The 21538-nt window shown below is 60.5% G+C and carries 18 protein-coding genes and 1 pseudogene; 13 read left to right on the top strand and 6 right to left on the bottom strand.

Going from position 1 to position 21538, the window contains the following annotated elements:
• The first annotated feature begins 11 nt into the window (after nucleotides 1–11).
• Together ACLD1X_RS24195 and ACLD1X_RS24190 are read left to right on the top strand one after the other, a co-directional pair.
• Entirely contained in the window at nucleotides 12–1274 is a 1263-nt protein-coding gene (locus ACLD1X_RS24195; RefSeq protein WP_429371989.1) for a gallate dioxygenase, read from the top strand.
• Nucleotides 1275–1411: 137 nt separating this feature from the next.
• A complete protein-coding gene (locus ACLD1X_RS24190; RefSeq protein ID WP_429371987.1) occupies nucleotides 1412–2659 on the top strand; it encodes an OprD family porin in 1248 nt (415 codons plus the stop codon).
• 1220 nt (nucleotides 2660–3879) lie between these two features.
• On the opposite strand, the gene ACLD1X_RS24185 is transcribed toward ACLD1X_RS24190, so the two are convergent.
• Nucleotides 3880–5079: a LysR family transcriptional regulator gene (locus ACLD1X_RS24185; protein ID WP_429371985.1), complete on the bottom strand. Its 1200-nt coding sequence runs from the start codon at nucleotides 5077–5079 to the stop codon at nucleotides 3880–3882.
• Between the two features lie 158 nt (nucleotides 5080–5237).
• Here ACLD1X_RS24185 and galB point away from each other — a divergent pair, with 158 nt between their 5' ends.
• The 4 genes from galB to ACLD1X_RS24165 all read left to right on the top strand — a co-directional run bounded on the left by galB (nucleotide 5238) and on the right by ACLD1X_RS24165 (nucleotide 8936).
• Nucleotides 5238–5972 carry a 4-oxalmesaconate hydratase gene (gene galB / locus ACLD1X_RS24180; protein WP_429371983.1) on the top strand — a complete coding sequence of 245 codons (735 nt, stop codon included), beginning with the start codon at nucleotides 5238–5240 and terminating at the stop codon, nucleotides 5970–5972.
• Nucleotides 5969–6685, top strand: coding sequence for a 4-carboxy-4-hydroxy-2-oxoadipate aldolase/oxaloacetate decarboxylase (locus ACLD1X_RS24175; protein ID WP_429371981.1), 717 nt, complete (start codon nucleotides 5969–5971; stop codon nucleotides 6683–6685). Before galB ends, ACLD1X_RS24175 begins: the two co-directional genes overlap by 4 nt.
• 2 nt (nucleotides 6686–6687) lie before the next feature.
• Nucleotides 6688–7776, top strand: a complete 1089-nt coding sequence (locus ACLD1X_RS24170; RefSeq protein ID WP_429371979.1) for a 4-oxalomesaconate tautomerase — start codon at nucleotides 6688–6690, stop codon at nucleotides 7774–7776.
• A 251-nt stretch (nucleotides 7777–8027) separates the two neighbouring features.
• The gene (locus tag ACLD1X_RS24165) at nucleotides 8028–8936 is read left to right on the top strand and encodes a LysR substrate-binding domain-containing protein (protein ID WP_429371977.1); all 909 of its coding nucleotides are present in this window, start codon (nucleotides 8028–8030) and stop codon (nucleotides 8934–8936) included.
• Between the two features lie 77 nt (nucleotides 8937–9013).
• On the opposite strand, the gene ACLD1X_RS24160 is transcribed toward ACLD1X_RS24165, so the two are convergent.
• Nucleotides 9014–10717, bottom strand: coding sequence for a BCCT family transporter (locus tag ACLD1X_RS24160; RefSeq protein ID WP_429371975.1), 1704 nt, complete (start codon nucleotides 10715–10717; stop codon nucleotides 9014–9016).
• 409 nt (nucleotides 10718–11126) lie between these two features.
• Between ACLD1X_RS24160 and ACLD1X_RS24155 the strand changes: the two genes are divergently transcribed.
• From ACLD1X_RS24155 to ACLD1X_RS24125, 7 genes and pseudogenes are all read left to right on the top strand, one after another.
• On the top strand, nucleotides 11127–12317 hold the full coding sequence (locus tag ACLD1X_RS24155; RefSeq protein WP_429371973.1) for an aromatic ring-hydroxylating oxygenase subunit alpha: 1191 nt from the start codon (nucleotides 11127–11129) through the stop codon (nucleotides 12315–12317).
• Nucleotides 12318–12327: 10 nt separating this feature from the next.
• Nucleotides 12328–13773: an aldehyde dehydrogenase family protein gene (locus ACLD1X_RS24150; RefSeq protein WP_429371971.1), complete on the top strand. Its 1446-nt coding sequence runs from the start codon at nucleotides 12328–12330 to the stop codon at nucleotides 13771–13773.
• A gap of 12 nt (nucleotides 13774–13785) precedes the next feature.
• Nucleotides 13786–13947: pseudogene (locus tag ACLD1X_RS24145) on the top strand (rubredoxin); the annotation flags it as partial.
• Nucleotides 13936–15171 carry an FAD-dependent oxidoreductase gene (locus tag ACLD1X_RS24140; RefSeq protein WP_429372038.1) on the top strand — a complete coding sequence of 412 codons (1236 nt, stop codon included), beginning with the start codon at nucleotides 13936–13938 and terminating at the stop codon, nucleotides 15169–15171. The pseudogene ACLD1X_RS24145 and the gene ACLD1X_RS24140, both read left to right, overlap by 12 nt.
• Before the next feature lie 10 nt (nucleotides 15172–15181).
• Nucleotides 15182–16510: an NAD(P)/FAD-dependent oxidoreductase gene (locus ACLD1X_RS24135; RefSeq protein WP_429371969.1), complete on the top strand. Its 1329-nt coding sequence runs from the start codon at nucleotides 15182–15184 to the stop codon at nucleotides 16508–16510.
• The gene (locus ACLD1X_RS24130; RefSeq protein ID WP_429371967.1) at nucleotides 16507–16878 is read left to right on the top strand and encodes an ethanolamine utilization protein EutQ; all 372 of its coding nucleotides are present in this window, start codon (nucleotides 16507–16509) and stop codon (nucleotides 16876–16878) included. The genes ACLD1X_RS24135 and ACLD1X_RS24130 overlap by 4 nt, the downstream gene beginning before the upstream one ends.
• Nucleotides 16879–16893: 15 nt before the next feature.
• Complete coding sequence (locus tag ACLD1X_RS24125) at nucleotides 16894–18051, top strand: MFS transporter (protein WP_429371965.1); 1158 nt, start codon at nucleotides 16894–16896, stop codon at nucleotides 18049–18051.
• Nucleotides 18052–18141: 90 nt separating this feature from the next.
• On the opposite strand, the gene ACLD1X_RS24120 is transcribed toward ACLD1X_RS24125, so the two are convergent.
• The 4 genes from ACLD1X_RS24120 to ACLD1X_RS24105 are packed head-to-tail and all read right to left on the bottom strand — an operon-like array spanning nucleotide 18142 to nucleotide 21196.
• Nucleotides 18142–18906 carry an ABC transporter ATP-binding protein gene (locus tag ACLD1X_RS24120; protein ID WP_322617920.1) on the bottom strand — a complete coding sequence of 255 codons (765 nt, stop codon included), beginning with the start codon at nucleotides 18904–18906 and terminating at the stop codon, nucleotides 18142–18144.
• A 16-nt stretch (nucleotides 18907–18922) separates the two neighbouring features.
• Complete coding sequence (locus ACLD1X_RS24115; protein ID WP_429371962.1) at nucleotides 18923–19633, bottom strand: ABC transporter permease; 711 nt, start codon at nucleotides 19631–19633, stop codon at nucleotides 18923–18925.
• A complete protein-coding gene (locus ACLD1X_RS24110; RefSeq protein ID WP_429371960.1) occupies nucleotides 19630–20358 on the bottom strand; it encodes an ABC transporter permease in 729 nt (242 codons plus the stop codon). Before ACLD1X_RS24110 ends, ACLD1X_RS24115 begins: the two co-directional genes overlap by 4 nt.
• Nucleotides 20359–20413: 55 nt before the next feature.
• Complete coding sequence (locus ACLD1X_RS24105; protein WP_429371958.1) at nucleotides 20414–21196, bottom strand: transporter substrate-binding domain-containing protein; 783 nt, start codon at nucleotides 21194–21196, stop codon at nucleotides 20414–20416.
• Between the last annotated feature and the right edge of the window lie 342 nt (nucleotides 21197–21538).

Here is a 21538-nt window from a genome sequence, read left to right as displayed (position 1 = left end):
AGGAACTCATCATGGCACGTATCATCGGTGGCCTCGCGGTATCCCATACTCCCACCATCGGCTTTGCCGTTGATCACGACAAACAGAACGAGGCCGCCTGGGCGCCGATCTTCGAGGGCTTCGAACCGATCAAGCTGTGGTTGAAGGAGCAACAACCGGATGTGTTGTTCTACATCTTCAATGACCATGTGACGTCGTTCTTCTTCGATCACTACGGTGCGTTCTCCCTCGGGGTCGATGAGCGTTACGAGGTGGCGGACGAGGGTGGCAACCCCCGTTCGCTGCCTGCGGTCGGCGGGCATGCGGCGCTGTCGCGACATATTGGCCAAAGCCTGATGGCTGACGAGTTCGACATGAGTTTCTTCCGCGACAAGCCGCTGGACCACGGCTTCTTCTCGCCGATGTCGGCGCTGCTGCCTTGCGAACCCGGCTGGCCGGTGGAAATCGTGCCACTGCAGGTCGGCGTGTTGCAGTTCCCGATCCCCAGTGCCTTGCGCTGCTACAAGCTGGGCCAGGCCCTGCGCCGGGCGATAGAGAGCTATCCCGAAGAGCTGAAGGTGGCGATTGTCGCCACCGGCGGCGTGTCTCATCAGGTACATGGCGAGCGGTGCGGTTTCAATAACCCGCAGTGGGATGAGCAGTTCATTGATCTACTGGTCAACGACCCGGTTCGGCTTACCGAAATGACCCATGCCGAGTACGCCACCCTCGGGGGGATGGAGGGTTCTGAGGTGATCACCTGGCTGATCATGCGCGGCGCCTTGTCGGCCACGGTGAAAAACCTGCATCAGGACTACTACCTGCCGTCCATGACCGGCATCGCGACCCTGTTGCTGGAGAATCAGGATCGGCCGGTTCCCGCCGATGTGAATGCACGCCACTTGCAGCATATGCAGCACCAGTTGGCCGGCATAGAGAAACTGGAAGGGACCTATCCGTTCACCCTGGAGCGCAGTGCCAAGGGTTATCGCCTGAACAAGTTCCTGCATCGCATGATCGAGCCGAAATGGCGGCAACGTTTTCTCGATTCCCCGGACGCGCTGTTCGAGGAAGGTCGCTTGAGCGAAGAGGAACGCGAACTGCTGCGGCGCCGTGACTGGCGCGGATTGATCCAGTACGGGGCGATCTTCTTCGTATTGGAAAAGCTCGCGGCGGTACTCGGCATTCCCAACTTGCAGGTCTACGCGGCGATGCGTGGGCAGAGCCTGGACGAGTTCATGAAGACCCGCAACCAGCAGGTGCTCTACTCGGTGGCGGGCAAAGCACCGCGCTGATCATCAGGGGCAAGCGCCCCGACCGTTCTCGGCGACCCTGCCCGGGTCGCCATCAGCCCTTTTTCGCTTGATCTCACTGTGCCCGACACATAAGGGCGCAGGGCATTTCTTCACCCAGAAACCGGACAACAATAACAATGAAAATCACCGTTAATCGTCGAATCACGTGTTCGCTGGCCGTTGCTTGCGCGTTACCCCTGCAAGGGCAGGCCGCAGGTTTTATCGAAGACGCCAGCGCCAACCTGAACCTGCGTAACTTCTACATCAACCGTAACTTCACCAACCCGGCTTATCCGCAGGGGAAAGCCGAAGAGTGGACGCAGAACTTCATCCTCGATGCCCGTTCCGGTTTTACCCAAGGCACAGTGGGATTTGGCGTGGATGTGTTGGGGCTCTATTCGGTCAAGCTTGATGGCGGCGGGGGCACCGGTGGTACGCAGCTGTTGCCGCTCGATAGCGATGGGCGTCCTGCCGATGATTTTGGCCGCCTGGCGGTCGCCGGGAAAATGAAAGCGGGGAAAACCGAACTGAAGGTCGGCGAGTGGATGCCGGTACTGCCGATCCTGCGTTCCGACGACGGTCGCTCGTTGCCGCAAACCTTTCGTGGCGGCCAGGTCACTTCGCAGGATATCGATGGCTTGACCCTGTATGGCGGCCAGTTCCGGCAGAACAGCCCGCGCAACGATTCGAGCATGGAAGACATGTTCATGCAGGGCAAAACCGCCTTCACTTCCGATCGTTTCAACTTCGTCGGCGGTGAGTACAGCTTCAACGACAAACGCACCCTGATCGGCCTGTGGAATGCCGAGCTCAAGGACATCTACCAGCAGCAATACCTGCAGCTGGTGCACAGTCAGCCATTGGGTGCCTGGACCTTGGGCGCGAACCTGGGTTACTTCCGGGGCCGCGAGGATGGCAGTGCACGGGCCGGCGACCTGGACAACCGGACCCTCTCGGCACTTCTCTCGGCGCGCTATGGCGGTAACACCTTCTGCGTCGGTCTGCAAAAGCTCACCGGGGATGATGCGTGGATGCGGGTCAACGGCACCAGCGGTGGAACACTGGCCAACGACAGCTACAACAGCAGCTACGACAACGCCCGGGAGAAATCCTGGCAACTGCGTCACGACTACAACTTCGCTGCCCTGGGTATTCCCGGCCTGACCCTGATGAACCGCTACATCAGCGGCGACAATGTGCACATTGGCAGCGTCACCGATGGCAAGGAATGGGGGCGCGAGTCCGAACTGGGCTACACGGTGCAGAGCGGTACGTTGAAGAATCTCAATATGCGCCTGCGCAACTCCAGTATTCGTCGCGACTACAGCAGCAACGAATTCGACGAAAACCGCCTGATCGTCAGCTATCCCTTCAGCTTGCTGTAGGAGCGAGCTCGCTCGCGATGGACGTCAACGATAACGCGGGCTGTCTGAATCCCCGCGGTGTCCTGGCGTTTTTCGCGAGCAGGCTCGCTCCTACAGGCGATTGGCGTTGTATTCAAATGCTGTGTACGACGAACAACCATTGTAGGAGCGAGCTTGCTCGCGATGGACGTCAACGATGCCGTGGGCTGTCTGACTCCCCGCGGTGTCCTGGCGTTTTTCGCGAGCAGGCTCGCTCCTACAGGCGATTGGCGTGGTATTCAAATGCTGTGTACGACGAACAAACATTGTAGGCGCGAGCTTGCTCGCGATGGACGTCAACGATGCCGTGGGCTGTCTGACTCCCCGCGGTGTCCTGGCGTTTTTCGCGAGCAGGCTCGCTCCTACAGGCGATTGGCGTGGTATTCAAATGCTGTGTACGACGAACAAACATTGTAGGCGCGAGCTTGCTCGCGATGGACGTCAACGATGACGTGGGCTGTCTGACTCCCCGCGGTGTCCCGGCGTTTTTCGCGAGCAGGACCGGAGCGAGGGAATGCCGAGCCTTGGCGAGGCACCGAACGTCAGGGGCAAGAGCCTTTGGTTACTTGGGGCTTTTCCAAGTGACCCGCCGTCAGGGCGGAACCTTAAGTGGCCGCGACCACAGAAATGGATATGTACACAAAAAACGTCGCCAGACACACAGCCAGTTTATCTTTTGCTGACGGTGTACATATCCGTTTCTGCGGTCACGGCGGCTTAGGGTTTCGCCCTTACGGCGACTCACTTTTTTTGACAAACGCCTCAAAAAAAGTAAGCAAAAAAAACGCTCGCCCCGAACGTCCGGCCCCTCGCCAAGGCTCGGGGTTCCTTCGCTCCGGTGTCCATCCGGGGGCATTGCCCTACGGTTTGCTTCGCTGCACCTCCCTGCAATGTGTTCGACTGCGTCGAACGGCGCTGCGCGCCATTCCCCGGATGAACACCTCCGCTCAGCCTGCCGAGGGGGCGGGTGGATCAAGATCAAGAGCTGCAGGCGAGCTAACGCTCGGCCTGTTGAGTGGTGAAGGGCAGAGCGGGTGTTCGCCGATCTGCTTTTGCTCTGCTCTTCTGTGGGAGCGAGCCTGCTCGCGATGGACGTCAACGATGACGCGGGCTATCTGATTCCCCGCGGTGTCCTGGCTTTTTTCGCGAGCAGGCTCGCTCCTACAGGGGGTTGGCGTTGTACTTAAAACCTGTGGAAGATTCTATTGCTTGCCGATCACTCGGCGAATCACATCCATCAAGGCGTGCGCCACCGGCGAGTGCAGGCAGCCACTGCGATAAGTCAGCCCGATGGCCCGGGTGGTCTGTTTCAGCTCCAGCGGCAGGATGCACAACTCGCCTGAAGCGATCTCCTGTTCCAGTTGATGGGCGGACACTGCCGCGAGCATGTCCGAGCGCAGCAACAGCCCGCGAATGATTGCCATGTCGCCGCTTTCCACGACCGGCCGGGGCGGCGCGATGCCGAATCGGGTAAACCACTCATCGAGCATCTGCCGGGCTGGCGAGCCGGCGCGCGGCAGTACCCATTGGGCTGCGCCGAGTTCATCGTGCAAGGTCGTTCTGGAATAGAGAGGATGATCACGCCGCGCCAATACCACCATGTCTTCCGTGAGCAGCGCCTCGCCGGTCAGGTCACTGGCGTAAGTGTCCGAGCGCAGCGCACCGAAAATGAAATCGACATCGCCAGCGCGTAGATCGGTCGCCAGCAGATCAAATGGACTTTCGTTGGTGATCACCTGGATCTGGGGATGATCGGCCATCAGGCGAACGATGGCCTCGGGCAATATACGGGTGCGACCCAAGGGCAGGGCACCGATATGCACCACGCCTTGCAAGGTGCCGCGGATGGCGGCGACGTCCATCTCGATATGGCGCAACTCGTTCAGTGCCCGACGGATCGGAAAGAGGATTTCCTGGCTGGCACGGGTTGGCTGCAACCCTCGAGGGGTGCGCTCGAACAGCGGTTGGCCGCAGCCGTTTTCCATGACCTTGATGGTCGAACTGATCGCCGGCTGGCTCAGGCCGAGCAGGCTGGCGACGGTCTGCATATGCCGGGTTTCGCAGAGTTTGACGAACACTTGCAGGCGCCGGGCCTGGAACAGGTACAGCGGCTCGACCGCACGTTTGTCCGCGCCATCGAGCAATCGCGGCACACTGTCCAGTTCGGCCAGCACGCGACGTGCCCGAGGCAGCAAGCGCTCGCCGAAACCGGTCAGGCGCATACCGTTGGCGTGGCGTTCGAACAGGGGCACATCGAGGCGGGCCTCCAGTTCGGAGATCGATCGGGTGACCACCGATTGCGCCCGGAACAGCGCCACTGAGGCCTTGGAAACGCTGCCGTGGTCGGCTACCCGGACGAAGGCGCGGACGTGCATCAGGCTGGGCAGTTCGGTGGATTCCATGGGGGACGCGGGCTCTGCAAAGGACATTCGAACTGGACTATGCCGCCGGCATTTTCGGATGGCAATAAATAAAACGCATGGCTCCAACACTTCAACGCATTACTCCTGGAACCGGTCGCGGTGCGATGCTCGTTCGAAACGCAGCAGGAGTATCCGCAATGATCGATTCACCGAAAAACGCGCTGGTCGTCAGCGCCCACTCTGCCGATTTCGTCTGGCGCGCGGGCGGTGCCATCGCGCTGCATGCGCAACAGGGTTATGCCGTGCACATCGTCTGCCTGTCCTTCGGCGAGCGCGGTGAGTCCGCCAAGCTGTGGCGCAAGGGTGAGATGAGCGAAGAGAAAGTCAAAAGCGCCCGCCGTGAAGAGGCCCAGGCCGCTGCGGACATCCTCGGTGCCAGCGTCGAGTTCTTCGACATCGGCGATTACCCGATGCGGGCCGACAAGGACACGCTGTTTCGCCTGGCGGACGTGTTTCGTCGCGTCCAGCCCGGGTTCGTCCTCAGCCACTCGCTGAAAGACCCTTACAACTACGATCACCCGCTGGCGATGAACCTGACGCAAGAGGCACGCATCATCGCCCAGGCCGAAGGCTATAAGCCGGGCGAGAAAATTGTCGGTGCACCGCCGGTCTACAGCTTCGAGCCGCACCAGAGCGAGCAATGCGAATGGCGCCCGGATGTGTTGCTGGACATCACCTCGGTCTGGGACAAAAAGTACGCCGCCATCCAGTGCATGGCCGGCCAGGAACACCTGTGGGAGTACTACACCCGTGTCGCCTTGCAGCGCGGCGTGCAGGCCAAGCGCAACGTCGGTATCACCTCCAGCCGTGACATCGTTTATGGCGAGGGCTACCAGAGCATTTTCCCCCGCGTGACGGAGAACCTGGCATGAGCATGTTGATTGGAAAAATCGGCATCGTCGTGCGCAACATCGACCGCGCCGAACGGGCCCTGGTCGATGAACTGCAGCACTTCGGTGTCGCCACGATTCATGAAGCGCAGGGGCGCAAAGGCCTGCTGGCGTCGTCGATCACGCCGATTCAGCGGGGCACCGCTATCAGTGGTTCGGCGGTTACGGTGCTTGTGGCCCCGGGCGATAACTGGATGTTCCATGTGGCGGTGGAGCAGTGCCGCCCTGGCGATATCCTGGTGGTTGCGCCCAGTTCACCCTGCACCGACGGTTACTTCGGCGACCTGCTCGCCACTTCGCTCAAGGCCTGCGGCGTGCGTGCCCTGGTGATCGAAGCCGGCGTACGTGACACCCACACCCTGCGCGAGATGGGCTTCCCGGTCTGGTCCCGCGCCGTCAGCGCGCAGGGCACCATCAAGGAAACCCTGGGTTCGGTGAACCTGCCGCTGGTGTGCGGCGGTCAATTGGTCAACCCCGGCGATGTCGTGGTCGCCGATGACGACGGCGTGGTCATCGTGCGTCGCGACGAAGTTGCGCAGGTGGTCGAGGCCAGTCGCGCACGCGCCGATCTGGAAGAGCAGAAAGCGTTGCGCCTGGCCAGGGGCGAGCTGGGCCTGGACATCTACAACATGCGCCAGCGGCTCGCGGAAAAGGGCCTGCGTTATGTCGACAGTATCGACGAGCTCGGAGACTGAACATGGGCCAGACACGTATTCCATGCCTGTTGATGCGTGGCGGGACGTCGAAAGGCGCGTACTTCCTGGCCCGCGACTTGCCCGGCGACCCGCTGCTTCGAGATCGCGTACTGCTGGCGGTCATGGGCTCGCCGGATGCGCGACAGATCGATGGCATCGGTGGCGGCGACTCGCTGACCAGCAAGGTGGCAATCATCAAGCCTTCTTCGCGCGCCGACGCCGACGTCGACTATCTGTTTGCACAGGTGCTGGTCGATGAGCCGCGTGTCGATTATGGCCAGAACTGCGGCAACATCCTCGCCGGTGTCGGGCCGTTCGCCATCGAGCGCGGACTGATTGCAGTGCAAGGCGATGTAACCCCGGTGCGCATCTTCATGGAAAACACCGGGCAGATCGCGATTGCTCATGTACCGACTCCCGATGCCGCCGTCAGCTATTGCGGCGATGCACGGATCGACGGTGTGCCCGGTTGCGCTGCGCCATTGGTCGTTGAGTTCAAGGACATCGCCGGCGCCAGTTGCGGCGCATTACTCCCCACCGGCAACGCCGTCGATGTGTTCGATGATGTCGAGGTCAGCTGCGTCGACAATGGCATGCCGGTCATTGTTATCCGCGCCGAAGACCTCGGGCTCAGTGGCTATGAGCCCCCTGAGCAACTGGATGCCGACACCGGGTTGAAAGCCCGACTTGAATCGATCCGTTTGCAGGCCGGTCCACGCATGAACCTGGGGGACGTGAGCCAGCGCAATGTACCGAAGATGTGCCTGATCGCGCCGGCACAGGCGGGTGGGGCACTCAGCACCCGTACCTTCATTCCGCACCGATGCCATACCAGTATCGGCGTGTTCGGTGCAGTCAGTGTGGCGGTTGCCTGCCTGATCGAGGGCAGTGTGGCGGCGGGTGTGGCGTCTGTCGTTGAGGGCGAAGTCAAGCGACTCTCGGTTGAACACCCCACGGGAGAGTTCACCGTGGAATTGCGTGCTGGAAGTGATCGTCTGCTGAGTTGCGGACTGATGAGAACAGCCCGATTGCTGCTGGATGGGGCTGTCTGTATTGCGCCGACGCTGTGGTCAGGTAACCAGGGCGGTTAAACCAGTAGAGCGTGGCGTGCTTGTGATCCTGCCTCTCTGGGGGAGGCAGGGGCTGCTGCACTTGCCCTCGGTTCGATTTGGGGCATTCAGCTTATCGCAGGGCTGATGCTGGTGAGGCGTCGCACCGCGATATATCGCTGACAGGCCCACCATTTATATTGCCTGCAGACCATAAAACCTGCGCGTGGCCGCCAGCGAATCACTAGAATGGAGCGACCTGGAAAAAACAAGAATCAGTGGATGTAAACACTTTGAAAATTCAGCCTCTTCCGCCGCTCAATAGTTTGATTGCCTTTGAGGCTGCAGCCCGGCACTTGAGTTTTACCTTTGCCGCTAAGGAGCTGAACGTTACACAAGGCGCGATCAGTCGTCAGGTACGGCTGCTTGAGGATTATCTCGGCAAGACCTTGTTCGAAAGGACCACCCGCACCATCAACCTGACGCCGACCGGTGCTCAATACCACGAGACGGTTCGCGACTGCCTGCAAAGTCTGGCCCGCTCCACGGGGGAGATTCGGCAATGGCGTGGGGACCAGCAGGTGACCGTTGCCACCAGCACGGCAATGGCATCGCTCTGGCTGCTGCCCAAGGTTGCCGAGTTTCAACGCCAGCATGAGGAGATCGACCTACGGATCATTGCGATCGATCATGTAAAGGACTATTCAAGGCTCGATTGTGATCTGGCGCTGTATTACTGCAGCACATCACCGAAGGGACTGGACGTCACGCCACTTTTCTCGGAAGAGATCTTCATGGTGTGCAGTCCGTCGTACCTGGCCAAGCATCCCCAGCTTTCATCCATCGAAGGGCTGTCGTCCTGTACCTGGCTGTGGCTCGAGGATTCGCAGCGCGACTGGATCGGGTGGCCGGAATGGTTCAAGCGCCTGGAGCAGGCACCGGTTGCCCCGAAACACCGGATCAACATCAATAGCTACAGCATGCTGATCCAGTCGGCCATCAGCGGGCAGGGCGTTGCGCTTGCGTGGAACAATCTGGTCGACGATCCGTTGAGTACGGGAGGGCTGGTACGTCCCAACGATATCGTGCTGCAGACCGACGCCAAATTCTGTCTGCTGGAGCCTCTCAGTACACGGGGTCCACGACAGAGTGTGAAGTTGTTTCGTGACTGGCTGATGGGGCTCCCTGCCATCCAGGGATAGCGGATGACCCTGAAACGACCAAAGCCGCCAGCTATCGTCTGGCGGCTTTGAGTTTGAGAGTGATGCCGGGGCCCGGATCAACCGGCTTTTCGAGCCCTCAGCAATGCATCCGCAGCGTCGCCGAGCATGGCGCCGCCAAGGGGCGAGACAACCTCGTGAGCGTGGTCCGCAACCGCCAGGCGGCCTGCCGGTGGCTGGTGGGGCAGGGCGCTGAATGGCTCCTCCCGCAGGCTGCGAATAAGCGTGTAGCTCATGATCATCATCAGAATGGCGATAGGCAGACCTGCCGCGATGCTCGCCATCTGAATGGCCTTGAGCCCTCCCGCCAGGAGCAGTCCGGCAGCGACACCCCCTTCCAGCATGCACCAGAGCAGCCTGATCCAGTTGGGCGGATTGGTACTTCCCATCGCATTCAACGTGCAGAGCACCTGCGTTCCCGCATCGGCAGTGGTGACGAAATGGACGGCGAGCAACAGGCACACGAAGATCGAGAGCGCGCCGCCAATGACCGGCCCGTCCAGTTTTCCGAGCAAGGTGAACATGGCCGCCGTGGGTTCTTTCTTGGTCGCCAGCAGAATGGTGCCGCCTTCGTAGGTGGCCTTTTCCTGTACCAGCTCAGTGCTTGCCGCCGCTTTCTGATACTGCTGGCGCTCGGTTTGCTCGCTCTTGAGCGCAGCACCGCCGAAGACGGACATCCAGAGAATGGTGACCAGCGTGGGGACCACCAGGGCACCGACGATGAGCTCGCGAATGGTCCGTCCCTTTGATATCCGTGCGATGAACAGGCCGACGAAGGGGCCCCAGGTCATCCACCAGGGCCAGTAGAACGCGGTCCACCAGTTTTGCCACTGAGTGTCTTTCTGTGTGTCCATCCAGAGACTCAAGCCGACCAGGTTCTGTACGTAGTCACCGGTCGATTCAAACATGAGGTTGAGGATGTAGCGCGTCGGTCCAATCACCAGAACAATCAACATCAACAGGATCGACATGTACATGTTGAGTGTTGAAATCCGCTTCATCCCTTTGGAAAGACCGGCCAGGAGTGAAACGGAGGCGATGATGGTGACCACCAGGATGATGGAAAGCTGCAGGCCGATACTGACGGGGACACCAAATACCTGGTGCAGGCCGGTATTGATTTGTGCAACTCCCAGGCCGAGGGATTGGGAAACACCGAAGGCGGTGATTGCCACACCCATGATATCCACGACATGGCCGATCCAGCCGTAGATCCGGTCGCCGATCAGCGGGTAGAGCAGGGATCGCAACGCCAGGGGCAACCCTTTGCGATAGGCGAAATACGCCAGGCTCAAGCCGATCAAGGTGAAAATTGCCCAGGGATGAAGGCCCCAGTGAAACAGGGTGATGCGCATGGCCATGCTCGCGGCTTCATCGGTCAGCCCCTTGGAGAAAGGGTTGTCGGCGTAATGCAGCATGGGTTCGGCGACCGACCAGAAAATCAGGCCAATACCCATGCCGGCACTGAACAGCATGGCTATCCATGAACCAAAGCTGAACTCGGGTTGATCGTGCTCGGCGCCGAGTTTGAGTGTGCCGTAACGGCTGAGGGAAATGTACAGCAGTAGGCCGAGCACACCGCTCAACAGGGCCAGGTAGTACCACTTGAAGTTAGTCAGGATGAACGTTGACGCTGTTTCAAACGCTTTCGCCGCTTGTTCATTCATGAACGCACAGAACAGCACAAACAGGACCACGGTTGTGATCGAAGCCAAGGTTACATTCGGGTTGAGACCTTTGAGAAGGCCCGATTCTGCACGCATTTTTTTCCCCTTTTATTATTGTTCAAGGGTTGTGGATATTGCGGTGAAGGGTGGACCGGCCTTCAGCTGTTGCCAGCGGCCAGTCATTCTCCCCTCAGGGTGACCCCGGGACGATCAAGCCCCGAGATGTGGCAACAAAATGGTGGAGACGCGAGCGGTGGACAACTCATTTATCCTCATCAATTCATTACTTCCAGTCATTAGTTGAAGGTCCCGTCTGTGACCTGAAACTCTCCGATGTTACTTAACCGTATCAGCCAAAAGGGCTTTCCACATTGATGATTAATAGTCATTAATGTGTGCATGAAAAATCGTTTGTCGACGGTTCCTCTTCTTGCCGAAACTCGCCGCCATGCAGCAGGCCAGACCTGCCGCGTATTTCCTTTCGTGCCAGCAAGAGAAAACAATAATGACCTCCACGACCGCGACTCGCCTCATCCCGACTCATGCCCTGGAAACTGTCCTGGCTCCGATCCATGAAGCCCATGGCCTGACCAACGAGTTTTATACCGAGCAACGCTATTTCGACCTGGAGCGCGACCACCTGCTCGGTCGCAACTGGGCTTGCGTCGGTTTTGCCAGCGATCTGCCGAGCAACAGTTATGTCAAACCGGTGGATTTCATGGGGCTGCCACTGTTGCTGATGCGCAACCGCGAAGGCGTCGTACAGGTCTTCCACAACGTCTGCAGTCACCGTGGCGTCAAGCTCGTGCAGCAGGCCGGTGAAGTGCAGGGTGTGATCCGCTGCCCTTACCATTCCTGGACGTATGACCTCAACGGTGGCCTCAAAGGCACGCCCCACGTGGGCGGCATCAATCAGCACAAAGACGGGCGTTTCGCTTGCGAGAAGCATGGCCTGAAGGCATTGCGCAGCGCTATCTGGATGGACATGGTATTCATCAACCTGTCGGCTGACGCACCGGATCTGCAAGAGCAGCTCGCCCCCTTGACCGAGCGCTGGACCCAGTTCCTCGGCACCGATGGCATGGACTTGATGCGCCGCGAGCCCAACAGCGGGGCCGTCAGCATCGAGGTCAACTGCAACTGGAAACTGGCGGTGGAAAACTACTGTGAGGCCTACCACTTGCCATGGGTGCACCCGAGCCTGAACAGCTATTCGCGCCTGGAAGACCACTACAACATCATCTTCGATCAGTTCGCCGGTCAGGGCAGTCATGCCTATAACCTGTCCGACGTTGCCGGAACACACCTGCCCATGTTCCCGTCCTGGCCGCAGGACCGCTTGCGCACCGCAGAATACGTCGCGTTCTTCCCCAACGTCTTGCTGGGCATCCAGGCGGACCACGCCTTCGCCATGATGCTGGAGCCGGTCGCCCCCGGCAAAACCATCGAGCACCTGCGTCTTTTCTATGTAGGCGATGAGGCTCTCGATAGCCGTTTCGAGGCGGCGCGTGACGCTGTCATGCAGTCCTGGCGCGTGGTGTTCGCCGAAGACATCGCGTCGGTCGAAGGCATGCAGAAGGGCCGTCACTCCCCCGGCTACGGTGGTGGTGCGTTCTCCCCGGAAATGGATCTGCCAACCCACTTCTTCCACAAGTGGGCTGCGCGTCAGCTTCTCGACTGCGCGCAGAGCGTTTGAGGTCATGGCCATGTATTCGATCCAACCGCATTGGTTGAACTTCATTGATGGCACCTGGACCGACAGTGAACAGTCCATCACCGTCAATAACCCAGGTACAACCGAGCCTGTCGCCACCATCGCCCAGGCCGGCATCCCCGACGCCGAACGTGCGTTGCAGGGGGCACGCCGCTGTGCCGACAGTGGTGAGTTGACCCGCGCACGGCCCGCACAACGGGTCACCTGGTTGCTGGAGATCGCCGCGCAGATCCGCGCGGTGACCGATGAGGGGGCGTGGGTCCTGTGCCAGGAGAACGGCAAGAGCCTGCGCGATGCCCGTGACGAATTCATCGAAGCGGCACGTTACTTCGAGTATTACGCCGGAATGGCCGACAAGATCGAAGGCACGTCGATTCCGCTGGGCAACGGCTACATGGACTTCACGGTCTACGACCCCATGGGCGTTTCGCTGCAAATCGTGCCGTGGAATTTCCCGGTGTCCATCTGCGCCCGCTCGTTGGCGCCGGCCCTGGCTGCCGGCAACGCCGTGGTGATCAAGTCGCCGGAGATTTCTCCGCTGGGGCTGTGTGTGCTGATGCAGGCCATCGAGCGCGCCGGGTTGCCACGGGGCGCCGTCAACCTGATCTGCGGTCAGGGTCGGGAAGTGGGGGCCTATATGGCCGGGCATCGCGCGGTCGACCAGATCGTCTTCACCGGTTCCGTCGGCACCGGTCAGAGCATCCTGCGGGTTGCCGCCGAGCACGCCATTCCCAGCGTCATGGAGCTGGGCGGCAAGTCGGCTGCCGTGGTGTTTCCCGATGCGGATCGCGAGCAACTGCTGGCCAGCGTGCGCAACGGCATTTTCTTCAATGCCGGCCAAGTCTGCTCGGCCATGTCGCGCCTGTTGGTGCATCGCTCCCTGTACGAAGAGGTGGTCGCCGATGTGGTGGCGATGGCCGAGGGGCTTGGTGTCGGTCTAGGACAGGACAATCCGGACCTGACGCCAGTGATTTCCGCCAGCCAGCTCCAGGGTATTGAAAAGATGTGCCGGCGAGCCGTGGAAGAAGGCGCAGTGCTTGCAACCGGCGGTGAGGCGATCAGCGGGATGCGCGGACACTTCATGGCGCCAACGGTTTTCCGTGATGTCAGCCCGGACATGGAAATTGCCCAGGCGGAAGTCTTTGGTCCGGTTCTGACGGTCATTGCGTTTGACTCCGAAGAGCAAGCCATCGCCATCGCCAATGGCACCGAGTTCGGTCTGGTGGCGGGCGTTTTCACTCAGGACCTCAATCGCGCCCTGCGTTGCGCACGGCGATTGCGCGCGGGTCAGGTGTTCATCAACGAGTGGTACGCCGGCGGCATCGAAACGCCATTCGGTGGCGTTGGGCTGTCCGGTTTCGGTCGGGAGAAAGGCCAGGAAGCACTCTACAGCTACGTGCGGACCAAGAATCTTGCCTTGCGCATTTGCGGCGAGTGAGGGGGCAACACAATGAAAAAGTGGCTCTGCATTATCTGTGGCCTGATTTACGACGAAGCCCTGGGTTGGCCGGACGACGGTATTGCCGCCGGGACCCGCTGGGAAGATGTGCCCGAAGACTGGTTGTGCCCCGAGTGCAAGGTGGGCAAATCCGATTTCGAGATGATCGAAATCAGTGAGCCGGTGAAAGCCGTGGCTGCCGCCCCGGCACTCGTGAAACAGCCCCTGGCTGCCGTTCAACTGGCCCAACCGGTGGTCATCATCGGCAGCGGTTATGCCGGTTACGGCCTGGCACAGGCGTTGCGCAAAGCCAACCCGCAACTCGATGTCCGGGTTTTGACCCAGGAAAGTGGGCACAACTACTCCAAACCGGCGCTGTCGATCGCGTTGGCACAAGGACGTAGCGCCGCGGCGCTGGCGACGGAAAGTCCGATGGCGCTGGAACAGCGCTGGGGTATTCGCGTCTACAGCCATTGCCGGGTCGAGCGAATCGATGCACAGGCGCAGCGTCTGTACACCAATCTTGGCGAAATGCCGTACGGCCAACTGGTATTGGCCAGCGGCGCGTCACCCCTGCGCCTGCCCATCGAGGGCTGTGCCGATGCATTGCTCAGCGTCAACAACCTGCAGGACTACCGCGCATTCCGTGAGCGTCTGGAAGGCGTGCGCAGCGTGGCGGTCCTGGGCGATGGGCTGATTGGCTGCGAATTCGCCAATGACCTGGCAAGCAGCGGTTATCAGGTCCGGGTGATCGGCCTGGGCAATTGGCCGATGGAGCGCTTGTTGCCGGAAGCGGCGGGACTGCAACTGCAACAGGCGTTGTCGGCCCTTGGCGTGCAATGGCATTTGCGCACGACCTTGCAGCGCATCGAGCGAGCCGCCAATGGCTATCGACTGGAGCTGGCCGACGGCCAGGCCTTCGACGCCGATCTGGTGTTGTCGGCGGTGGGCCTGCGGCCCGACCTTGCGCTGGCACAAGCCTCTGGCCTGGCGTGCGGACGCGGCATCAAGGTGGATGCGCACCTGCAGACTTCGCAACGCGGCATCTATGCCTTGGGGGATTGCATCGAGGTCGACGGGCAATTGCTGCCGTATCTCGCGCCGATCAATGAGGGCATTCGCGCTTTGGCCAGGACCTTGTCCGGGCAACCGACGCCGGTGACGTACCCGCTCGCACCTGTGACGGTGAAAACGCCGGCGGCACCTTTGTGCCTGCTCCCGCCTCCGGTCGATTGCGAGGGTCAATGGCACTGCGACGCGACCGGGGACGGACTGAGTGCAGCGTTCCGTGACAGCGGCGGGGCCTTGCGTGGTTTCGTCCTTCTCGGGCGACAAGCACAACAAAAACGTAATGCCTGGCTGCAGAGCTGCCAGGACACCCATCAGCATGTGGCCTGAGAATCGACCCATGAACAGTATCGTTAACCTGCCTCATGATGATCGCAGTTGTGGCTGGTACGCCGCATTGCCCGAACCGCTTGCAGCCACCCGCCTGATCGGTGAGCAAAAGGCCGACTATGCGGTGATCGGCGCGGGATTCGCCGGTCTCGCCGCTGCACGCCGGCTGGCTGAGCACATGCCAGAGGCGCGCATTCTCCTGGTCGATGCCCAGCGTGTCGGCTTCGGGGCATCGGGTCGTAACTCCGGCTTCGTCATCGATTTGCCGCACAAGTTCGCCCTGGAACATCCCGATCCACAACACAAGCAACGCCTGCTCGGACTTAACCGCGCGGCCATTGAACAGCTGCAAACCCTCATCGGTCGCTACGGCATCGATTGCCAGTGGTCCCATGCCGGCAAGTATCAAGGGGCAGTGGGTGAGCGTGGCCTGGCCTATCTGGGCCATTTCGAGAAGTTGATGGCCGACCTGGGTGAGCCTTATCGACTGGTGGAGCGCCAGGAGCTGGCCGGTGTGCTGGGTACCGACTACTACAGTCGCGCCATCTTTACCCCGGGTTGCTATCTCATGCAGCCGGCGGCACTGGTGCGCGGCCTGGGCGGGTCACTGCCGGAAAACATCGAAGTACTGGAAGATTCGCCCATCCAGCGCCTGGAGAAGGACGCCAGCGGGAACTGGATCCTGCAGGGCAAAGAAGGATCGATTCGCACACCGAAGGTGTTGCTGGGTACCAGTATCTTCACCCGGGAGTTCGGCTACCTGCGCAATCGGCTGCTGCCGGTGATGACGTTTGCCAGCTGGACGCGCCCGCTGACCGACGCCGAGATGGCGACTGTGGGGGTGCAGGCCGACTGGGGGCTGACACCTGCCGACCATGCCGGCACCACGGTGAGGATGACCCGGGACCGCCGTCTCATCATCCGTAATACCTACAAGCATGTACCGCGTTACGGGCGCAGCATCGATGACGCGACTCGTTTGAAAGTCCGCGAGGATCATCGTGCAGCTTTTCTCTCGCGTTACCCCGCGCTCTCCCACGTACCCTTTACGCACACGTGGGGCGGGGTCTACGCGATCTCTCGCAACTTCACCAACTTCTTCGGGCAACTCGACAACGGCGTGTTCGCCACCGCTTGTGATAACGGGGTAGGGGCCGCATGGGGCACCATCTCCGGCACGTTGCTGGCAGACAGGGTGGTGGGTGCCGACTCGCAACGGCTCAATGACATCCTCTCGGTGACTGGCATGCCTTCGCGCAATCCGCCGGAACCGTTTTTGGGGCTGGGCGTGCGTTCGCGTATCCGCTGGGCGGCGTGGAACAGCAGGAGCGAGCTATGACCCCTGCTGCGACTGACAGAAGGCCGGTGATGCTGGTCGATCACCGCGACCTCGACTTCGTGCATCGCGGTGGCGCCCCGGGGGGCGCCAGCGTAGCGCGCGCCGTGAACAGTCAGGTGTCGCCTCATCTGGGGATCGGTTTTGCTCGGTGGGAAGGGGCCGAGGTTGCCTGGACCTTGCTGTACGACGAAGTCATTTTCGTCATCGAGGGCTGTTTCGAACTGAGAGCTAACGGTGAGTTGTACCGGGTGGAACCAGGGCAATTGCTGTGGATTCCCGAAGGGACCGAGCTCGTCTATGGGGGACACGCGCTGTTTGGCTATGTCGTGCATCCGGGCGACTGGAAGCAGCGCCACGGGCTCATCTGACTCGGGAAACTGAAAATGTTTGCGCTCACCAAGGTGTTTGCAACGATTTACGCTGCGGCTCTGTTGATGCAGCTAGGGTCCAGCCTGCTCATGACGTACCTGGCCTTGCGCCTGAACGCCACCGGTACCGCAGAATTCTGGGGTGGCGCGCTCATGGCGGCCAACGCGCTGGGCATGGTGCTGGGGGGACGTGCCGGTTATTGGCTGATTGGCCGGATCTCGCATGTGCGGGCATTCGTGGTCAGTGCGGGCGTCATCGTCACGGCGGTGCTCGGCCACCAGTTGAGTGACTGGCTGACGCTATGGCTGGTGCTGAGGTTTGTTGTGGGTGTGGCGATGATGTGCCAACTGATGGTCATTGAAAGCTGGCTCAATGATTGTGCGCCGGGCAATCGGCGGGGCGGCGCCATGTCGCTGTACATGGTGGCCAGTTACGTCGGCATGATGCTGGGGCAGCTGTTGCTCAGTTTCGGTAACGGACTCGACGCGCTGGTGTTGTCCGGCGTGGCAATTGCTTTCGCCATAGGGCTGGTACCCATGGCCATGCACCAGGGAATGCAGCCCAGTCCGATCAGCCAAGTCAGGGTCAGCTTCATGCGCTATGTCCGTCGGTTGCCGCAATCGCTGGGCACTGTTCTCGCTTCGGGGTTGCTCAACGGCTGCTTCTATGGATTGACGCCGATATTCGCTGCGCAGTCGGGTTTTACTCCCGCACAGGTTGGCCAGTTCATGGCCTTGAGTATTGCCGCCGGACTCTTCGCTCAACTGCCTCTTGGAAAACTGTCGGACCGGTTTTCCCGCGTCGGCCTGATCCGCTTGACTGCCGCTTTGCTCTGCATTGCCTACCTGCCACTGGCTTTTGTACAGGCACCGGAGCCGGGTTGGTTAATGCTGGCGGGAGCCGTCATCGGTTTCCTGCAGTTCTGCCTGTATCCATTGGGCGTTGTTCATGCCAATGACAATCTGGAGCCCGAGTTGCGTGTGTCCGTGGCCGGGGTACTGTTGGTCACGTTCGGCATCGGCGCGGCCATCGGCCCGTTGGTTGCAGGTGCGTTAATGGAGTATTTCGGAAGGCAAGCGCTTTATCTGTTCGGTATTGGCGTGGCGGCGCTGGTGGTTTGTCTGGTCAGTGACAGGCAAAACGTACGGGCTGCCGTTGTGCAAAGCCCGTGAGTCTCTAGCGCGTTTCAGGTTGAGCGTGGGTGTCTTGAGGGTTGAGCCAACGCCCTCGAGTAACCTTGCGGTCGCTCGAGGGCGTTGCGGTTACTTCAGGTTGCCGCTGAGGAACTGTTGCAGGCGTTCGCTTTTCGGGTTGCCCAATACATCCTCGGGCGCGCCTTGCTCTTCGACCCGCCCCTGGTGCAGGAACAGCACCTGGTTCGACACTTTGCGCGCAAAGCTCATTTCGTGGGTGACCATGATCATGGTCCGGCCTTCTTCGGCCAGGCCCTGGATCACCTTGAGCACTTCGCCCACCAGTTCCGGGTCCAGGGCCGACGTCGGCTCGTCGAACAGCATGATCTCCGGTTCCATGCTCAGGGCCCGGGCAATGGCGACCCGTTGCTGCTGGCCACCGGAGAGAAACGCCGGGTATTGATCGGCAACCCGTGCCGGCAAACCGACCTTGTCCAGGTAGCGTCGGGCACGATCCTCGGCGTCCTTCTTGCTGACGCCCAGCACCCGGCGCGGGGCCATGGTGATGTTTTCCAGCACGGTCATGTGGCTCCACAGGTTGAAGTGCTGGAACACCATCGCCAGGCGCGTGCGGATGCGCTGCAGTTCATTGGCGTCGGCCACGCGCATGCCGTGGCGGTCATGGACCATTTTGATCGGCTGGTTGTCCAGGCTCATGGCGCCGTCGTTGGGCGTTTCCAGGAAGTTGATGCAACGCAGGAAGGTGCTCTTGCCCGAGCCACTGGCGCCAATCAGGCTGATCACATCGCCGGTCCTGGCGTTCAGCGAAACCCCCTTGAGGACTTCATGGTTGCCGTAACTTTTGTGCAGGTTTTCAACGGTCAGTTTGTACATGAACAAGCATCCTGAATTAGTGAGCCGGGCCGAGGAAAGACAACCAGCGGCGTTCAGCCAGGCGGAACAGGCCGACCAGGGAGAAGGTGACTGCCAGGTAGATCAATGCGGCGATGCCGAACGACTGGAAGGTCAGGAAGGTCGCCGAGTTGGCGTCCCGCGCGACTTTCAGGATGTCCGGGATGGTGGCGGTGAAGGCCACGGTGGTCGAGTGCAGCATCAGGATCACTTCGTTGCTGTAGTAAGGCAGCGAACGACGCAGGGCCGACGGCATGATCACGTAGGCGTACAGCTTCCAGCCAGTCAGGCCATAGGCCTTGGCCGCTTCGACTTCACCGTGGGCCATGCTGCGAATCGCCCCGGCGAAGATCTCCGTGGTGTAGGCGCAGGTGTTCAGGGCGAAGGCCAGGATGGTGCAGTTCATCGCGTCGCGAAAGAACGCATCCAGTACGGGCTGAGCCCGCACCGCGGCCAGGCTGTAGATCCCCGTGTAGCAGATCAGCAGCTGGATATACAGCGGCGTACCCCGAAACAGGTAGGTGTAGAACTGCACCGGCCAGCGCACCCAGACATTGCTCGAGACCCGTGCAATCGACAGCGGGATCGACATCACGAAGCCGAAGAAGATCGACGCGCTGAGCAGCCAGAGGGTCATGGCCAGCCCGGTGATGTGGGTGCCGTCCTGGTAGAGGAACGGTTTCCAGTATTCCTGCAGTAGCTCGATCATCGCACGGCCTCCCGGGTACCGGCGGCGTAGAAGATTTCCATCCGGCGCAAGACGTAGTTCGAAACGGTGGTGATCACCAGGTAGATCAAGGCGGCCAGAATCAGGAAGAAAAACAGCTGATAGGAACTCTTGCCCGCGTCCTGGGCCACCTTGACCAGGTCGGCCAGGCCGATGATCGACACCAGCGCGGTGGCCTTGAGGATCACCATCCAGTTATTGCCGATGCCCGGCAGGGCAAAGCGCATCATTTGCGGGAACACCACCAGGCGAAAACGCTGGGCGCGGGTCAGGCCGTAGGCGGTAGCCGCTTCCATCTGCCCGCGCGGTACGGCAAGGATGGCGCCACGGAAGGTTTCGGTGAAATACGCCCCGTAGATGAAGCCCAGGGTGATGACCCCGGCGCTGAACGGGTTGATTTCGATGTAGTCCCAGTCCAGCGCTTCGGTCAGGCTGGTCAGCCATGTTTGCAGGCTGTAGAAGATCAACAGCATCAGCACCAGGTCCGGCACCCCGCGGATCAGCGTGGTGTAGGCCTGCGCAGGGACGCGCAGCAGTGCCGAGTTCGACAGCTTGGCGCTGGCGCCGATCAGGCCCAGGCCAACGCTCACCAGCAGGCACAGAAAGGATAATTTGACGGTCATCCAGGAGCCTTGCAGCAACAGCGGGCCGAAACCCTTGAGGCTGAAGCCTGATAGTCCAAGAATCTGCAATAGGTTTTCTAGCATTGAGCAGCCCTACCTCTATCAAAAAAGTGCCCATCCGCAAATGGGCGCAGGGTCATTATTTGCCGCTGTAGAGGTTCAGATCGCCAAAATGCTTCTGCTGGACGGCGGCGTAGGTGCCGTTGTCGTGCAGTGCCTTGATACCCTTGTTCAGCAAGGCCTGGAGTTCGGCATTGCCTTTGCTCAGGCCGACGGCGGTCTTGGCCGGCAGCAGGGGGCTTTCGACCGGCTCGCTGATCTGGAAGTCGGCGCCTGGTGGCGACTTCAGGAAGCCCAGTTCGGCTTGCAGCATGTCCTGGATCGAGGCATCGAGGCGGCCGGAGATCAGGTCGGCGTAGACCTGGTCCTGGTTGGCGTAGGCCTGGGTTTCTACCCCGGCCTTGTCCAGCACGGCCTTGGCGTAGGCTTCCTGGATGGTGCCTTGCTCGTAGCCGACTTTCTTGCCCTTGAGGGAGGCCGGATCGGTGCCGATGGCCGCGCCTTTCTTGAATACCAGCGCGGTCGGCCCGGAGAACAGTTCGCTCGAGAAATCGATGACTTTCTCACGGGCAGGCGTAGCGGTCATGGAAGAGATCACGCCATCGAACTTGTTGGCCTTGAGGCCGGGAATCATGCCGTCGAAGTCGCTTTCAACCCACTTGCACTTGACCTTCAACTCAGCGCAGATCGCGTTGCCCAGGTCGATATCGAAGCCCACCAGGCTGCCATCGGCGGCCTTGGATTCGAACGGCGCATAAGAGGGGTCGACGCCAAAGCGCAACTCCTTGTACTCCTTGGCCAGCGCAGATCCGGCAGCCACACACAAAGCCAATGCAGAAAGGGTGAGAAATGCTTTTTTCATTATTTTATTCCCAAGGACCATCGAAAGCGCTTGTGCCGCAAGAGCGCGAGTACTGCGTGGCAAAGCGTCTTATGCACACGCAGATACTTGTACAGACAAGCATATGCAATCAGCCGGCCAATTCGCGGGCCGGGCGTTTGAGAAAACGTGCACAGTGCTCTGTAATGGGCTTTTCAGACAGGTTGGTGCAGGGAGGAGGTGGGCTGCGAGGCTGTTACCAATGCAGGTTTTTACACCCGGCTGGGGTATGCGGTAACAAAGTGTGAGATCAAGGGTGGGAAAGCCGCTTCTGACCGAAAAGCCCTGCAAGATTTCGCTTGCAGGGCTTTTCTCGTTTTCGGC

The sequence above is a fragment of the Pseudomonas sp. 18173 genome, from assembly GCF_050432945.1.
GTDB lineage: Bacteria > Pseudomonadota > Gammaproteobacteria > Pseudomonadales > Pseudomonadaceae > Aquipseudomonas.
This window is presented reverse-complemented; position numbering and strand designations above follow the sequence as displayed.

Excerpts from the sequence above, each read along its gene's own strand:
- ACLD1X_RS24160 (WP_429371975.1), bottom strand. The coding sequence starts at position 10,717 with ATGCGTGCAGAATCGGGCCTTCTCAAAGGTCTCAACCCGAATGTAACC.
- ACLD1X_RS24125 (WP_429371965.1), top strand. The coding sequence starts at position 16,894 with ATGTTTGCGCTCACCAAGGTGTTTGCAACGATTTACGCTGCGGCTCTG.
- ACLD1X_RS24150 (WP_429371971.1), top strand. The coding sequence starts at position 12,328 with ATGTATTCGATCCAACCGCATTGGTTGAACTTCATTGATGGCACCTGG.
- ACLD1X_RS24170 (WP_429371979.1), top strand. The coding sequence starts at position 6,688 with ATGGGCCAGACACGTATTCCATGCCTGTTGATGCGTGGCGGGACGTCG.
- ACLD1X_RS24190 (WP_429371987.1), top strand. The coding sequence starts at position 1,412 with ATGAAAATCACCGTTAATCGTCGAATCACGTGTTCGCTGGCCGTTGCT.
- ACLD1X_RS24185 (WP_429371985.1), bottom strand. The coding sequence starts at position 5,079 with ATGGAATCCACCGAACTGCCCAGCCTGATGCACGTCCGCGCCTTCGTC.
- ACLD1X_RS24115 (WP_429371962.1), bottom strand. The coding sequence starts at position 19,633 with ATGATCGAGCTACTGCAGGAATACTGGAAACCGTTCCTCTACCAGGAC.
- galB (WP_429371983.1), top strand. The coding sequence starts at position 5,238 with ATGATCGATTCACCGAAAAACGCGCTGGTCGTCAGCGCCCACTCTGCC.
- ACLD1X_RS24105 (WP_429371958.1), bottom strand. The coding sequence starts at position 21,196 with ATGAAAAAAGCATTTCTCACCCTTTCTGCATTGGCTTTGTGTGTGGCT.
- ACLD1X_RS24120 (WP_322617920.1), bottom strand. The coding sequence starts at position 18,906 with ATGTACAAACTGACCGTTGAAAACCTGCACAAAAGTTACGGCAACCAT.
- ACLD1X_RS24110 (WP_429371960.1), bottom strand. The coding sequence starts at position 20,358 with ATGCTAGAAAACCTATTGCAGATTCTTGGACTATCAGGCTTCAGCCTC.
- ACLD1X_RS24155 (WP_429371973.1), top strand. The coding sequence starts at position 11,127 with ATGACCTCCACGACCGCGACTCGCCTCATCCCGACTCATGCCCTGGAA.
- ACLD1X_RS24135 (WP_429371969.1), top strand. The coding sequence starts at position 15,182 with ATGAACAGTATCGTTAACCTGCCTCATGATGATCGCAGTTGTGGCTGG.
- ACLD1X_RS24175 (WP_429371981.1), top strand. The coding sequence starts at position 5,969 with ATGAGCATGTTGATTGGAAAAATCGGCATCGTCGTGCGCAACATCGAC.
- ACLD1X_RS24130 (WP_429371967.1), top strand. The coding sequence starts at position 16,507 with ATGACCCCTGCTGCGACTGACAGAAGGCCGGTGATGCTGGTCGATCAC.
- ACLD1X_RS24195 (WP_429371989.1), top strand. The coding sequence starts at position 12 with ATGGCACGTATCATCGGTGGCCTCGCGGTATCCCATACTCCCACCATC.
- ACLD1X_RS24140 (WP_429372038.1), top strand. The coding sequence starts at position 13,936 with ATGATCGAAATCAGTGAGCCGGTGAAAGCCGTGGCTGCCGCCCCGGCA.